Source organism: Pseudomonas sp. URMO17WK12:I9, from assembly GCF_900230165.1.
GTDB classification, from domain to species: domain Bacteria; phylum Pseudomonadota; class Gammaproteobacteria; order Pseudomonadales; family Pseudomonadaceae; genus Aquipseudomonas; species Aquipseudomonas fulva.
The window spans coordinates 435,767-450,097 of sequence record NZ_OCMQ01000003.1 but is presented as its reverse complement, the minus strand read 5'-3'; the positions used below and the strand labels follow the sequence as shown (position 1 = coordinate 450,097).

Here is a 14,331-nt window from a genome sequence, read left to right as displayed (position 1 = left end):
TGCCTGGTCGCGCTGGTCGTCATCACGGCGGTGTATTGGGGCACTCACCCGTAATCCTGCTTACCGATTACACGGCGCAGTGGCACCCACGCGCCGTATTTCCAGCTGCCCCTCTCGGGAACAGCTGGACGGACCCAGTTAAGCCTTAGCTGTCATACCCCAGGTTCGGCGCCAGCCAACGCTCGCTGACACTCACGGGTTGACCTTTGCGGGTGCTGTAGCTCTCGATCTGATCCTTGTCGACCTTGCCCACCGCAAAGTACTGCGCCTGCGGGTGGGCGAAGTACCAGCCGCTGACAGCCGCGGCCGGGAACATCGCGTAATGCTCGGTCAGGAAGACGCCACTTGGGCCCGTTTCGCCGATGGCACTGCCGTCGAGCAGGCGGAACAGGGTCTCTTTCTCAGTGTGGTCGGGGCAGGCCGGGTAGCCCGGCGCCGGACGAATGCCACGGTACTGCTCCTTGATCAGCGCCTCGTTGTCCAGCTGCTCCTCCCGGGCATACCCCCAGTAGTCTTTGCGCACCTGCTCATGCAGCCATTCGGCGCAGGCCTCGGCCAGGCGATCGGCCAGGGCCTTGACCATGATCGAGCTGTAGTCGTCGCCTTTGTCCTGATAGGCCTTGGCGACTTCTTCGGCACCGATACCCGCCGTGGTGATGAACCCGCCGACGTAGTCGGTCACACCGCTGGCCTTGGGCGCCACGAAGTCGGCCAGCGACCAGTTGGGCTTGCCGTCGGGCTTGATGGTCTGCTGGCGCAGGTGGTGCAAGGTCGCCAGCGCAGCGCCGTCTTCACCGTACACCTCGATGTCGTCATCGGCCACTTGGTTGGCAGGCCAGAAGCCAAACACCGCGCGAGCACTGATGAGTTTTTCGTCGATGAGTTTGTCGAGCATCTCGCGGGCGTCCGCGTACAGGGCGGTCGCCGCCTCGCCAACGACTTCGTCAGTGAGAATTCGCGGGAACTTGCCTGCCAGGTCCCAGGAAATGAAGAACGGCGTCCAGTCGATATATTGGGCCAGGGTGCGCAGGTCGATGTCATGCAGGACCTTGGTACCCATGAAAGAGGGTACCGCTGGCTGGTAGCCGGCCCAGTCGTACTGGGGTTTGGCTGCCACTGCCTGGGCATAGGTGAGACGCTCGGTCCGGGCGCTGCGGTTGGCCGTGCGCGCGCGTACCTCTTCGTAGTCCTGGCGTGTGCGTTCGACGAAACCTGACTTGAGCTCCTTGGACAACAATTGAGTCGCCACACCCACGGCGCGGGACGCATCGGTCACGTAGATCACGGCGTCATTGCTGTACTTGGGCTCGATCTTCACGGCCGTGTGAGCCTTGGAAGTGGTAGCGCCGCCAATCATCAACGGCAGCTCGAAGCCCTGGCGCTGCATCTCGCGCGCCACATGCACCATCTCGTCCAGCGACGGTGTGATCAGGCCCGACAGGCCGATGATGTCGCATTTCTCGTCACGTGCCGTCTGCAGGATCTTCTCGGCGGGCACCATCACCCCCAGGTCAACGATGTCGTAGCCGTTGCAGCCCAGCACCACGCCGACGATGTTCTTGCCGATGTCGTGCACATCACCCTTGACCGTCGCCATTAGAATCTTGCCCTTGGCCTCGGGCTTGTCGCCTTTCTCGGCCTCGATGAACGGGATCAGGTGCGCAACGGCCTGCTTCATCACCCGGGCCGACTTGACCACCTGGGGCAGGAACATCTTGCCTGCGCCGAACAAGTCGCCGACCACGTTCATGCCGTTCATCAAGGGGCCTTCGATGACCTCGATCGGCCGTGCACATTGCTGGCGGCACGCCTCGGTGTCCTCGACGATGAACGCCGTGATGCCTTTGACCAGCGCATGCTCCAGGCGCTTTTCCACCGGCAGCGAGCGCCATTGCTCGTTCTCGACTTCCCGCGTGGCACCGCCGCCCTTGTAGTCGTCGGCAATGGCCAGCAGCGCATCGGTGCCCTGGGGCGTGCGGTTGAGTACTACATCCTCGACCTTTTCCCGCAACTGCGCCGGGATCTCGTCGTAGATTTCCAATTGACCGGCATTGACGATGCCCATGGTCAGGCCGTTGGCGATGGCGTGGTACAGGAACACCGAGTGAATCGCCTCGCGCACCGGGTTGTTGCCCCGGAACGAGAACGACACGTTGGACACCCCGCCCGAGGTCAGGGCGTGGGGCAGGTGGTCGCGGATATAGGCGCAGGCCTCGATGAAGTCGACTGCATAGTTGTTGTGTTCCTCGATGCCGGTGGCGACAGCGAAGATGTTCGGGTCGAAGATGATGTCCTCGGCAGGGAAGCCAACCTCGTTGACCAGGATGTCGTAGCTGCGCTTGCAGATTTCCTGCTTGCGCGCGGCGGTATCGGCCTGGCCGACTTCGTCGAAGGCCATGACCACCACGGCGGCGCCATAGCGCTTGCACAAGCGGGCGTGGTGCTTGAACTGCTCAACGCCTTCCTTCATGGAAATGGAGTTGACGATGCCTTTGCCCTGGATGCACTTGAGGCCGGCCTCGATCACCTCCCACTTCGAAGAGTCGATCATGATCGGCACGCGCGAGATATCCGGCTCACCGGCGATCAGGTTGAGGAAACGGACCATGGCCGCCTGGGAGTCGAGCATCCCTTCGTCCATGTTGATGTCGATGACCTGGGCGCCAGCCTCTACTTGTTGCAGCGCCACTTCCAGGGCCTCGGTGTAGTTTTCCTCGCGAATCAGTCGCGCGAACCTGGCCGAGCCGGTGATATTGGTGCGCTCACCGACGTTGACGAACAACGACTGGCGATCGATGGTAAAGGGCTCCAAGCCCGAGAGGCGGCATGCCTTGGCGATCTCCGGGATTGGCCGTGGTGGGTACTTGGCCACCGCCTCGGCGATGGCCTGGATGTGCCCAGGGGTGGTGCCGCAGCAACCGCCAATGATGTTCAGGAAGCCACTGGCGGCGAACTCCTCGACCACTGCCGCCATTTCCGCCGGGGTTTCGTCGTACTCACCGAACGCATTGGGCAAGCCCGCATTGGGGTGTGCCGAAACGTGGGTGTCGGCCTTGCTCGACAACTCTTCCAGGTAAGGACGCAAGTCCTTGGCGCCCAATGCGCAGTTCAGGCCCACGGATATCGGCTTGGCATGCCGGACCGAGTTCCAGAAGGCTTCGGTGGTCTGTCCGGACAGCGTGCGGCCGGAGGCATCGGTGATGGTGCCGGAAATCATGATCGGCAGCTCGATTCCATCATCTTCGAACACCTGCTGCACGGCGAAGATAGCGGCCTTGGCATTGAGAGTGTCGAAGATGGTTTCGATCAGGATCAGGTCGGCACCACCCTCGATCAGCCCGCGGGTAGCCTCGATGTAGTTTTCCACCAGCGCGTCGAACGTGACGTTGCGATAGCCGGGGTCGTTCACATCGGGGGAGATCGAGCAGGTCCGGCTGGTCGGGCCGAGCACGCCCGCCACGAAGCGCGGTTTGTCAGGGGTTTCCAGCGTCTTGGCATCGGCCACTTGGCGGGCGATGCGCGCGCCTTGCACGTTCAATTCATACACCAGCGATTCCATGCCATAGTCGGCCTGGGAGATCTGGGTGGCATTGAAGGTGTTGGTCTCGAGGATATCGGCGCCCGCGTCCAGGTAGGCCATCTCGATGGCGGCGATGATATCGGGGCGGCTGAGCAGCAGCAGGTCATTGTTGCCTTTGACGTCGCTTGGCCAATCGGCGAAGCGCGTGCCACGATAGTCGGCTTCCTCCAACCGGTAGCTCTGGATCATAGTGCCCATGCCGCCATCGAGAATCAGGATGCGCTCTTTAAGTGCTTGTTGAAGTGCGTGAAGACGAGCGCTGCGGTCGGACATATGAACTACCTGGTCGGGCGGAAATCAGAAAGTGCTGAATCATAACAAAGCTGCACGGTTTTTAGGGGTGTGCCCGGTTTTCATGAAATATGTTCATGTTGCCAACCCTTCATCCCAGCTATTAATACAAGCATTGCCAATTTTTCATTGCCTTGGCTGCACATAATCAGGACATCCCGCACATGGTGCATCGTATGCTTGCCGGCCTCACTGCCCTGTTGATCAGTGGCGCGGTGCTCGGGCAAGGTCTTCAACCAGCTCCAACCATTTCCTATACCCGCGATGTCCAGCCGATCTTCACCGAGAAGTGCGTCGCCTGCCACGCCTGCAACGACGCCGCCTGCCAGCTCAAGCTCGAGGGCGCCGAAGGTGCCGTGCGCGGTGCCAGCAAGGTGCCCGTCTATCAGGGCGAGCGCAGCAAGGCCGTAGCGCCCACGCGATTGTTCTATGACGCCCATAGCGAGGCCGAGTGGCGCAAGAAAGGCTTCTATTCGGTGCTCGACAATCAAAGCGGCCAGGCCGCGCTGATGGCACGCATGCTCGAACTGGGGCACAAGACGCCGCTCACCCCAAATGCCAAGGTACCGGATGAGATTGCACTTGGCCTGAACCGCAACAACATGTGCCCGTTGCCCCATGAGTTCGATGCTTATGCCGGTGTGCATCCCAAGGAGGGCATGCCGCTGGCCGTGACCGGCCTGACCGACCAGGAATACGCGACACTGCGTGGCTGGCTGGCGGCGGGTGCGCCCGTCGAGTACCAGGCGATCAAGCCCAGTGCCAGCGAAGCCCGTCAGATCGCCGAATGGGAAGCGCTGCTCAATCGTCCAGGGGCTTCAGAAGCACTGGTGGGGCGCTGGCTGTACGAGCACCTGTTCCTGGCCCACATTCATTTTACCGGGGGTGAGCAGGGGCACTTTTTCCAATGGGTACGCTCGCGCACGCCCAGCGGGCAGCCTGCCGACATCATTGCCACGCGCAGGCCCAATGATCCGCCCGGCACAGCGTTCTTCTATCGCCTGATTCCCGTGCAGGGTGTGATCGTGCACAAGACTCACATCACTTACCCCCTCGGGCCGCAAAAACTCAAGCGGGTCAAGCAGCTCTTCTACGCCGGCGATTGGCAGGTGACCACGCTGCCAGGCTACGGCCCTCGGCACCGCGCCAATCCCTTCGAAACGTTCGAGGCGATCCCGGCGGTGGCGCGCTACCAGTTCATGCTCGACAACGCCGAGTACTTCGTGCGCACCTTCATACGCGGACCGGTCTGCCGTGGGCAGATTGCCACGGACGTGATCCGCGACAACTTCTGGGCGCTGTTCCAGGAGCCGGCTTTCGATCGCTACGTCACCGATGCCCGTTACCGTGGCAAGGCCACGCCCTTGCTCGCCATGCCAGGTCAGAACGATGACGTGGGCAGTGTGCTTGCGTTGTGGCGCGCCTATCGCGACAAGCGCAACGAGTACGAGAAACTGCGCCGTGAGGCCTACGCCGATATGCCGGCCCCGGGCTGGTCGACATTGTGGACGGGCAACGACAACGCGTTGCTGAGCATCTTCCGTCACTTCGACAGCGCGACAGTGACCAAGGGCCTGGTAGGGGACGTACCCCTGACGATGTGGTTGTTCGACTACCCCTTGCTGGAGCGCACCTACTACCAGCTGGCGGTCAACTTCGACGTCTTCGGCAACCTGTCGCACCAGTTGCAGACGCGCCTGTACTTCGACCTGATCCGCAACGGCGCCGAGGTCAATTTCCTGCGCCTGATGCCGGCTGAGGCGCGCCAAGACATCCTGAGCGACTGGTATCAGGACAGCGGCAAGATAAAGATGTGGCTCGACTATGAAAACATCGACGCCGATACGCCGAGCGGCCTTGCCTTGAGCCCACGCGATCCCAAGCGCGATTTCGGTATGCAGTTGATCGCGCGTACCGCCAGCATCAATGCCTCACCCGATCCGATCAACCGCTGCCAGGGGGCGTATTGCTCGCGCCCGCAGATGAGTGAAGAGTTTCGCAACGCAGAGCAGTCGCTCAGCCGGCTGGTCTCGCGTCCTGCAGCCGGGTTGAAAGTGATCAATCAGTTGCCTGAGGCGACACTGCTGCGCATCGAAGGGCAGGGTGGGCAGCGGCAGGTCTACACCTTGATGCGCAACCGGGCGCACAGCAACGTGGCATTCCTGCTGGGCGAGGCTTATCGTTACCAGCCAGGCCTCGATACCCTGACCTTGCAGCCCGGGGTCATGACCAGCTACCCCAACTTCATGTTCAACGTGCCAGCCGCCGAAGTACCGGTTTTCGTCGATCTGATGAGTCAGGCCAAGGATGATACCGCTCGCTTCGAGCGCATCGTAGAGCGGTGGGGCATACGCCGTACCCATCCGCAATTCTGGCGTTACTTCCATGACCTGAGCGCGTTCATTCTGGAAACCGACCCCGTAGAAACGGGCGTGCTGGACATGAATCGCTACGAAAACCTCTGATCGGGGCGCGCTGACCTTTCGCGCCCTCCTGCGGTCCCAACCCATGAGTGGCACCGGCAGCTGCGCTGCAGCCGGTGCCTGAATGCACCGGCAAACGCAGGGTACTTCATGCTGTATTCGCTTCAGGCACTTCGTGCTTTCGCCGCCTGGGTGGTCGTCTGCCACCACTTCATGCAGGTTTTCTTCGACTTTCACGCCTCCGGCCCCGTCGGCCAATTGTTCACTGACCGGGGTGCGGTGGGCGTGGATATCTTTTTCGTCATCAGTGGGTTGGTCATCTACCTTTCGACCTGCGACAAGCAGGTTGTCCCGCATCAGTTTGTGCTCAACCGCGTGCTGCGTATCGTGCCAGCCTACTGGTTCTACTCGGCGTTGATGGCCTTGATGCTGCTCGCCTTCAGTCAATGGATGCCGCATCAGGTATTCACCTGGCAACACCTGCTGCGTTCACTCTTTTTCATACCAGCAGAAAACCCAGGTGGTTACGGTATGTACCCTACCTTGAACGTTGGCTGGACCCTGAACTTCGAGATGATGTTCTACCTGCTGTTCGGGATGGCGTTTCTCGTAAGCCGGCGCCTGCATTTACTGGTGGTCGCCGGCCTGTTGGTAGGGGTGAGTGAAATCCTGGGGCGCCTGGGCGTGGTCAGTCACTTCTACAACAACGACATCGTCTATGAGTTTCTGCTGGGCATTGGTATAGGTGTGCTTTACCGCCGTGGCCTGGTCCGTCAGGGTATTTGGGTCCCGATGGGGCTCCTGGCCGTAGCCGCGTTGGCCATCTATCAGCTCGACGCGTCCCAAAGGCTGCTGCATTGGGGCCTGCCCAGTGCAATGGTTGTCCTCGCCTTTATCGCCATGGAGCCACTGTTCAAGGGTAATCGCATCCTCAAGGCGCTGGGCGACTGCTCGTATTCGGTGTACCTGATCCATGTGCTGGTCCTGCACCTGGGCTGGTTTGCCAGTCAGCAACTGGGGCTGGACCCGTACCTGACATTCGCCCTCTGCGTGCCTTGCATCGCCACCCTGTCGTGGCTCAGTTACCAGTGGATCGAGCGCGGGCTGTACCGCTGCATGCAGGCCTGGATGCAGGCACCGAGCGCGCAGGCGCAGCCGTATGTGCTTTCCCGAGTCAAATACTAGGACTTTGTTAGAGGGCTGCGTTGGCGTACACTGACGCGCAAGTCTGTGAGGAACCTACATGAGCGCTATAACCATTACCGACGCCGCCCATGACTACCTGGCCGATCTGCTGTCCAAGCAGAACACGCCCGGTATCGGCATTCGTATCTTCATCACCCAGCCGGGTACCCAGTACGCCGAGACGTGCATCGCCTACTGCAAGCCGGGCGAAGAGAAGCCTGATGACACTGCTGTGGGCCTCAAGAGCTTCACCGCCTACCTCGATGCGGTCAGCGTGCCGTTCCTGGAAGACGCGCTGGTGGACTACGCCACCGACCGGATGGGTGGCCAGTTGACCATCAAGGCGCCTAACGCCAAGGTGCCCATGGTCAATGAAGACAGCCCGATCAACGAACGCATCAACTACTATCTGCAGACCGAAATCAACCCTGGCCTAGCTAGCCATGGCGGTCAGGTCAGCCTGGTGGATGTGGTCGACGAGGGCATTGCAGTACTGCAATTTGGCGGTGGCTGCCAGGGTTGCGGTCAGGCAGACGTTACCCTCAAGGAAGGCATCGAGCGCACGCTTCTGGAGCGTATCCCCGAGCTCAAGGGCGTGCGTGACGTGACTGACCATAGCCAGAAAGAAAACGCCTACTACTAGTAGGGCTTCCGGGTTGCGCCGAGCCGGAATCGGACTTGGCGTGGGCCCTGTAAGCCGACGTGCCGCTTTGCGCTAGCAACAAACTGTTACGTTTGCAACCTCTGCGACAATTGGCCGCTGCCTGTATTCAGCGGCCTGGAGAGGTAATCGCCGCCGGTGGGTAGAAGGGACATGGGGGGCATGCCAGAATGCGCCGGTTTTCTGGCCGGCCCGTCCCGAGGGTCGGCACCTTCCCTGTAAAGGATGGTTTCATGAATGATCTTCTGACCCGGCGTTCAGTCGTCGCCGGCATGGGCGTTCTTGGACTTGGCCTGCTGGCAGGTTGCAGTCCGGCGCGTGGGCTTGAGTTCAAGTACGGCAAGAACATGAGCAATGAAATCCTTGGGCGAAAGTTCTCGCTGCGGGATCCACAAGGCAACGTCCGTACCCTGTCAAGCTTCTATGGCAGCATGCCGATGGTCTTCTTCGGCTTCACCCAGTGCCCGGCCATCTGTCCGACCACCCTGGCGCGAGCTGCTCAAATTCGCAAACTGCTGCGCGGCCGTGACCGTGATCTGTTCCAGGTGGTATTCATCACGCTCGATCCAGAGCGCGATACGCCGGAAGTGCTCGATGCCTACGTCAAGGCGTTCGACCCGACCTTCACCGCGCTTACCGGCACGCCTGAAGAAATCGACGCCGTGGCCAGGGAGTTCAAGGTGTTCTACGAAAAGGTCCCGGCCGGCGACACCTATACCATTTCCCATTCGTCCACCAGCTACGTCTACGACACCCGTGGCACCCTGCGGCTGAGCCTCGGGCATTCCCTGACAGCCAAGGAATGTGCCGAAGACCTGGTTACCCTGATGGAGATCTGCTGAATGTCATTGCAATCCGTTAAGCGCGGCCTGGCGGCCTTGGTCCTGCTGGGCATCACTGGGCCGGTACTGGCCCAGACCACCGTCAGCGAAGCGTGGGTGCGCGCCAGCGTGCCTCACCAGCAGTCGACCGGCGCATTCATGACCATTACCGCCAGTGGCGACAGCAAGCTGGTCAGTGTCGCCTCGCCTGTGGCCAAGACCGTCCAAGTACATGAAATGACCATGAACGGGGACGTCATGGGCATGCGTGAGGTCAAGGCGGTTCCGCTGCCGGCCGGCAAGCCCGTCACCCTGGACCCCAATGGCTTGCACGTAATGTTGATGGGCTTGAACGATCAGGTAAAGGAAGGCCAGCAGGTCCCGCTGACCCTGACGGTGCAAGCCGCTGATGGCACTACCGAGTCAGTCGCCGTGCAAGCTCAGGTACGTGCGCTCACTGCCCAGGCGCCAGGTGAGCATGATCATATGCACATGGACCACCCGTAACACTCAATGGGGCTGCTTTGCGGCCCCAGCAAGGTCAACTGCGAAATTTCGGCAGTGGCCTGTCCAGCGTCAATGACGTCAGTGCTCGGCGCACACGTGCTTCGTCAGCTTCCAGGGCCTTCAGGCTCGCCCTTATCTTACCGGCCGCCGGCAGGTCGCCCTGTCGGTCGATCCAGTCTGCGATCTCCTTGCAGGCGGTGCTTAGGCACGCTTGCCGCTGATTCATCAGTGACAGAAGGGTGGTGATCTCTCTTTCAGACATGACGGCTCCTCCTTCCAGCCTTTTAAGTGTAGCAGCGCCACGGCCAACCGACTACGCCGCGTTGACGCACTCAAGCGGCGAAACAGGCTAACCGATAGGCCCCCGGGGTGATGCCATAGGCTTGCTTGAACTGCCTGTTCAAGTGGCTCTGATCGGCAAAACCCAGGCTGAACGCCACTGCCGCAGGCGGCTGCCCCTGCTTGAGCAGTTCCCTGGCCCTTACAAGACGTCGCTGTTTGAGCCAGGCGTGAGGGGGCATGCCCGTGGCCTGGCGAAACACCCGTGCGAAGTGAAACGGCGACAGGTTGACGGCAGCCGCCAGCAACTCCAGCGACGGCGGGTCGGCCAAGTGGGCTTCCAGCAACTCCCGGGCACGTACAACAGCGCGAGGCTCTTGACCTGGGGCAGACAGTTCGGCCAGGCGACCGTGGCGTTGAACCAGCGCCAATACCGCCTGGCGCCATACGGTTTGTTGATGCAGTGCGCTGGCGCTGCTCTCGGACAGTTGATGCAGTTGGCTGAAGGCGCTGGCAAGGCCAGGGTCGTGGATCACGCTATCGCGAAAGCGCGGCATCCCCGCATGGCCCAGTTCCAGTTCATCGAGCACGCCGGTTACGCGCTCATGTTCAGGGTAGAACCCGCGATAGCGCCACCCGGCTTCGTGGGCCTTGGCACCGGTGTGCAGTTCGTCCGGGTTGATCAGGACCATGCTGCCAACGGGGGCAAGGTGCTCGCTGCCTCGGTGCCAGAAGCGCTGGGCACCGGACTCGATGACCGTGAACACATAGCCTTCATGCACATGGGGTGCGAACCGCTGTTGCACATACCGGGCGTGCAGCATTTCCACATCGCCCAGCGCCGGTGCCTGCCATAGGTGCGTTTGCTCACAGGTCGTGGCGTTCATGAGAGGACACTTCGCAGGACGAAGAAAATCAACATGCTCAACAGCATGCTCAGCATAACGTTGCGGGTCAACCACACCAGTGCGGCGGCCACCACCGCCCCCAACAGGTAAGGGTTCAGCGGTTGCAGGTTGAGCGTATGCCCCGGCATGAAGATGATAGGCCCGCAGATGGCCGTGAGCATGCCCGGCACCGCAAAACCCAAAAATTGACGCGCATTGACGCTCAGTCGCAACGGTAAGCGCGGTTCGAGAAAAGCATAGCGATTGAGGAAGACCACTACGCCCATGCCGATGATAAGCAGCCAGGTCATCACACAACCCTCCCAAGCTTCTGGCACGCGAAACCGGTGCCCATCCCAAGCAGGCCAGCGCTGACCAAGGCCGTTTCCCAATGCCAGTGGCTGAACAGTACTGAGGCGCCCAGTGAAACGGCGACACAAGCCAGGGTAGGCAGATTACGTACCAGGGGCGTGATCAGGGCGACGAACGTGGCGACGATTGAGAAGTCCAGGCCTAGCTGATCAAGGTGTGGAATGCTTTTCCCCAGCACGATTCCGGCCCAGGTGAACAGATTCCATGCAACGTAGAATGTGAAGCCTATGCCCAAGGCATACCAGCGATTGAAATGCTGGTGGTCGTGCCGACTGGTCAGGGCAAAGAACTCATCGGTCAGCAGAAATCCAAGGCCCAGGCGCCAGCGCAATGGCAAAGGGGAGAGCGCTGGGCGCATCGACAACCCGTAAAGCAGGTGCTGTGAAGTGAGTAACAAGGTCGTCAGGAGTATGGAGGCCAGGCTGGCACCGCTTTTGAGCATGCCGATGGCCACCAGTTGCGCGGCGCCGGCAAAGACGATCGCCGAGAGCCCTTGGCCTTCCCAGGCGCTGAGGTTGGCTGCGATGGCCATGGACCCGGCCAGCAGGCCCCAGGGTGCGACAGCAAGCGACAACGGCAGGATGGCGATGGCGCCCTGCAGGAAGGCGTGGCGTGCGATGGACGGCATAGGTATGGGCATCTGGACAAGGCAGGCCAGCATGCCAAGCCATCACAGGCGATGGCTTGAACGTTCTTGCTCTCTTGTCACCCGCTTGGTGCGCCGCGCCCAGACCCGCGGCGGGTGGGTCAGGGCCGGCTGGTCAAATGCTGCTGCGCCGTGACACAGCCGTTGGTCTCTACGGCTTTTTGCAGCAATGAGTGGCGGTGTTGCGGATCGAGATCACCCAGCAGGCGGTAGACCTCAGCCTGGTAATCGCGCTGACGTCCCCACAGCATCTCAAGGCCCTGGGGTTGACTGCGGCTGCAGGCCATGCGGGTGGCAGGCTGGGGGTAGTAAGGCGCATAGAGGGTTGCCATGCTGGGTACGGCCTCCAAAGCGGCGCGGTACTGGGCACTGGCGTTGTAAGGTGGGCACCAGGTGGCGATGGCAGGCGCCGCCGGCGCAAACCCCTGGTCGAGGCTTGCCTGGAGCAAAGGGCAGGCAGCGTCGGGTATTTGCGCGGCGGGCAAGTAAGTCATGTAATAGAGCGCCAGACGGTACTGCGCGACTGGGTGACCGAGTGCGACCGACTTCTTGAGCAGTGCCACCGCAGTCGGCAAGGTGTGTGCCATGGCCTGCCCCTGACGACGCAGCTCTGGGTCGCTACCCAGGGCCGTTCGCAAGACGCTTTCATCCTCCTGGGTATCGGCCTGTTCCAGAAGGGGCAATGCCTGGCGGTAGAGCAGATCGGCATGGGGGTCGATGGACACTTCCAGTGCATGCCCCGCCGCAGGTGCCAGGGCGGCCAGTACCAGTGCCATTTGTGGCAAGCGACTCACAGGCTTGCCTCGCAAGTTGCCAGGCAAGGATGGACGGCTTCTCTATTCATGACAGTCAAGCGTACGCCTCAGGCAATCGGAACGACAGGCTATTCTAGCCATGCAACAGGCCGGTCCGAAAGACCACCCGACGATTGTCAGTCAGACACGCTTACAGTGTGCTTGCGCGCTGCGGTTTTTCCTGGGCAAGTCCGAGCTTGGCCGTTATCACTTTAGCCAACGCAGTCTGTCCCAAATCGTTGAGGTGCAGGCGATCAATGAACAGGTCCGAACCGAAGGCTGGGGAGCTGTCGAGCATGCAGTTCATGTCGTAGCAGGGCACCGGCGCGGCCTGTTCACGAATGCGGCGAAAGAATGCCGCGTGTACCCTGCGATCGAAAACGCCTTCGAGCAAGCGGTCGGTGCTTCCCGGCGTTTGCTGGAGCGCGCTCAGCATGGCCTGCTCACCCGCTGGCAGACTCTCGCGACACCAGTGCACCAGGGGCTGAAGGATGAAAGTGAGGGTGGTATGGGCGCTGCCTAATAGCCGATCCCATTGCTGCACTGCGCGAGCGATATGGTCGGCTGCCTGGGTCATGCGTTTTTCTGCCGGGGACAGTGCTTCGATAGACTGATGAGGTCGAGGCGCGGCGGCCGGCGGTGCCAGCACCTTGGTCAACCGCTGCCAGAGGGTCAGGCCAGGCTGTGATGCTGCCTGGACTTCCTCTGAGCCGGCCACGGACGTTTGCCAGTCATTGCTCTGTTGAGGTTCAGGTGAGCAGGCAGTGATGTCCCAAAGCGCTTCGTGCGCCAAGCTGTTGAGCCCGCTGAGTATGACCACATGTCCCAGCGGCGCCAGGCGGTGCTCGTGGGTAAGGAACAGCAGCAGCTCCTGGCTCGCATCCAGCCCGCACCCGGCCAGGCTCAACCAGATTTCTCCGGTCAGCACCGAGAGCTGCGAGGCGACCGTGTGTTCATCCGAACTGGCGCCGATGCCCATGGCCACCGACCCCCCGACCAGCAGGTTGAGACGCGTAGTGCCGTTGCGTTCAGCCACCGAAAACCGCCGGCCGTTGCAGTAGCTGTAGCGCAGGCCCAGGGCGTCGGTGTTGACGACGGCCGAGCTGAACCCGGTTTCGTGCACCCGAACGCGTTGAGTGGCGCACTGGGTGGCCTTGGCAAGCAGCTGTTGGTACTCAAGCTGCAAAGGCGAAAGCCCTTGGCGACTGGCTGTGGACATCTGGTCTCCTGGCAAGGCACCGCGTCAGGCAAGGTGCTAGGCGGTTAGCTCCCTGAGGTTGTACAAAAGCCCGCCGATGGCGATCAACAGCAATGCCACGCCAGACGCAAGGCTGATGAATCGATGGCTGCGTGCTGAGGCAATCTTGCCGATGGCAAAGATGTAAAGACTCAGCACGGCGAAGTCGATAACGATCCATAGCAGAGAAAGCACGACCATGCTCTTGCCGAACGACTCGGTAATCTGGATGAACTGCGGGAAGAAGGCGATGAAGAAAATGATGTCCTTAGGGTTGGAGATGCCCACCATGAAGCCTTGCCAAAGACCCCCGCGGCCCGCGGGCTTGGCCATATCGGGCTCGTGGTTGGGATGCGGCGCCTTGAGCGCTTCCCTGAGCGTGCCCGCGGCGATGTAGCCGATGAACAGGCAACCCAGCAGGCTCATGGCGCCAAGCCATGCCCTGTCAATGGCTGCGCTGGTAAGAATGATCCAGGCCGCTGCTCCGATCAGTACCAGTGAGGCCCAGTTGGTGCCCAGGGCCGTGAAAATGGCCTTGCGTGAGCCCGAAGCGGCTGCGGTGTTGACGATCAATGCCACGACCGGACCTGGAGTGGCGATCAGCAGCAGGACGGTAAGGGCGTAGGTGGCAGTCAGGGCGGTATTCAC

At 61.3% G+C, this 14,331-nt stretch carries 13 protein-coding genes; 5 read left to right on the top strand and 8 right to left on the bottom strand.

Going from position 1 to position 14,331, the window contains the following annotated elements; genetic code table 11:
* Positions 1-145 precede the first annotated feature (145 nt).
* On the bottom strand, positions 146-3,853 hold the full coding sequence (gene metH, locus CRP40_RS09780; RefSeq protein ID WP_027914642.1) for a methionine synthase: 3,708 nt from the start codon (positions 3,851-3,853) through the stop codon (positions 146-148).
* A gap of 182 nt (positions 3,854-4,035) precedes the next feature.
* On the opposite strand from metH, the gene CRP40_RS09775 reads away from it, so the two are divergent.
* From CRP40_RS09775 to CRP40_RS09755, 5 genes are all read left to right on the top strand, one after another.
* On the top strand, positions 4,036-6,336 hold the full coding sequence (locus CRP40_RS09775; protein ID WP_027914643.1) for a fatty acid cis/trans isomerase: 2,301 nt from the start codon (positions 4,036-4,038) through the stop codon (positions 6,334-6,336).
* Positions 6,337-6,444: 108 nt separating this feature from the next.
* Positions 6,445-7,479, top strand: a complete 1,035-nt coding sequence (locus tag CRP40_RS09770) for an acyltransferase (RefSeq protein WP_027914644.1) — start codon at positions 6,445-6,447, stop codon at positions 7,477-7,479.
* A 58-nt stretch (positions 7,480-7,537) separates the two neighbouring features.
* Entirely contained in the window at positions 7,538-8,122 is a 585-nt protein-coding gene (gene nfuA, locus CRP40_RS09765; RefSeq protein WP_023536208.1) for a Fe-S biogenesis protein NfuA, read from the top strand.
* A 251-nt stretch (positions 8,123-8,373) separates the two neighbouring features.
* Positions 8,374-8,982: an SCO family protein gene (locus CRP40_RS09760; RefSeq protein ID WP_027914645.1), complete on the top strand. Its 609-nt coding sequence runs from the start codon at positions 8,374-8,376 to the stop codon at positions 8,980-8,982.
* Positions 8,983-9,468 carry a copper chaperone PCu(A)C gene (locus CRP40_RS09755; RefSeq protein ID WP_027914646.1) on the top strand — a complete coding sequence of 162 codons (486 nt, stop codon included), beginning with the start codon at positions 8,983-8,985 and terminating at the stop codon, positions 9,466-9,468. It begins immediately after the preceding gene.
* A 34-nt stretch (positions 9,469-9,502) separates the two neighbouring features.
* On the opposite strand, the gene CRP40_RS09750 is transcribed toward CRP40_RS09755, so the two are convergent.
* The 7 genes from CRP40_RS09750 to CRP40_RS09720 form a co-directional block, all read right to left on the bottom strand.
* Positions 9,503-9,730: a hypothetical protein gene (locus CRP40_RS09750; protein ID WP_027914647.1), complete on the bottom strand. Its 228-nt coding sequence runs from the start codon at positions 9,728-9,730 to the stop codon at positions 9,503-9,505.
* Positions 9,731-9,800: 70 nt separating this feature from the next.
* The gene (locus CRP40_RS09745; RefSeq protein ID WP_027914648.1) at positions 9,801-10,634 is read right to left on the bottom strand and encodes an AraC family transcriptional regulator; all 834 of its coding nucleotides are present in this window, start codon (positions 10,632-10,634) and stop codon (positions 9,801-9,803) included.
* Positions 10,631-10,945, bottom strand: a complete 315-nt coding sequence (locus CRP40_RS09740) for an AzlD domain-containing protein (RefSeq protein WP_027914649.1) — start codon at positions 10,943-10,945, stop codon at positions 10,631-10,633. The genes CRP40_RS09745 and CRP40_RS09740 overlap by 4 nt, the downstream gene beginning before the upstream one ends.
* Complete coding sequence (locus CRP40_RS09735) at positions 10,945-11,634, bottom strand: AzlC family ABC transporter permease (protein ID WP_027914650.1); 690 nt, start codon at positions 11,632-11,634, stop codon at positions 10,945-10,947. Before CRP40_RS09735 ends, CRP40_RS09740 begins: the two co-directional genes overlap by 1 nt.
* Positions 11,635-11,753: 119 nt before the next feature.
* Entirely contained in the window at positions 11,754-12,446 is a 693-nt protein-coding gene (locus CRP40_RS09730; RefSeq protein ID WP_027914651.1) for a hypothetical protein, read from the bottom strand.
* A 151-nt stretch (positions 12,447-12,597) separates the two neighbouring features.
* Positions 12,598-13,665, bottom strand: a complete 1,068-nt coding sequence (locus CRP40_RS09725) for a hypothetical protein (RefSeq protein ID WP_027914652.1) — start codon at positions 13,663-13,665, stop codon at positions 12,598-12,600.
* Positions 13,666-13,701: 36 nt separating this feature from the next.
* On the bottom strand, positions 13,702-14,331 hold the full coding sequence (locus CRP40_RS09720) for a LysE family translocator (protein ID WP_027914653.1): 630 nt from the start codon (positions 14,329-14,331) through the stop codon (positions 13,702-13,704).

What these genes read in the sequence shown, in the direction of transcription:
- nfuA (WP_023536208.1), top strand. Translation starts at nt 7,538, where the DNA reads ATGAGCGCTATAACCATTACCGACGCCGCCCATGACTACCTGGCCGAT.
- CRP40_RS09755 (WP_027914646.1), top strand. Translation starts at nt 8,983, where the DNA reads ATGTCATTGCAATCCGTTAAGCGCGGCCTGGCGGCCTTGGTCCTGCTG.
- CRP40_RS09750 (WP_027914647.1), bottom strand. Translation starts at nt 9,730, where the DNA reads ATGTCTGAAAGAGAGATCACCACCCTTCTGTCACTGATGAATCAGCGG.
- CRP40_RS09725 (WP_027914652.1), bottom strand. Translation starts at nt 13,665, where the DNA reads ATGTCCACAGCCAGTCGCCAAGGGCTTTCGCCTTTGCAGCTTGAGTAC.
- CRP40_RS09770 (WP_027914644.1), top strand. Translation starts at nt 6,445, where the DNA reads ATGCTGTATTCGCTTCAGGCACTTCGTGCTTTCGCCGCCTGGGTGGTC.
- CRP40_RS09760 (WP_027914645.1), top strand. Translation starts at nt 8,374, where the DNA reads ATGAATGATCTTCTGACCCGGCGTTCAGTCGTCGCCGGCATGGGCGTT.
- CRP40_RS09740 (WP_027914649.1), bottom strand. Translation starts at nt 10,945, where the DNA reads ATGACCTGGCTGCTTATCATCGGCATGGGCGTAGTGGTCTTCCTCAAT.
- CRP40_RS09745 (WP_027914648.1), bottom strand. Translation starts at nt 10,634, where the DNA reads ATGAACGCCACGACCTGTGAGCAAACGCACCTATGGCAGGCACCGGCG.
- CRP40_RS09775 (WP_027914643.1), top strand. Translation starts at nt 4,036, where the DNA reads ATGGTGCATCGTATGCTTGCCGGCCTCACTGCCCTGTTGATCAGTGGC.
- CRP40_RS09735 (WP_027914650.1), bottom strand. Translation starts at nt 11,634, where the DNA reads ATGCCGTCCATCGCACGCCACGCCTTCCTGCAGGGCGCCATCGCCATC.
- metH (WP_027914642.1), bottom strand. Translation starts at nt 3,853, where the DNA reads ATGTCCGACCGCAGCGCTCGTCTTCACGCACTTCAACAAGCACTTAAA.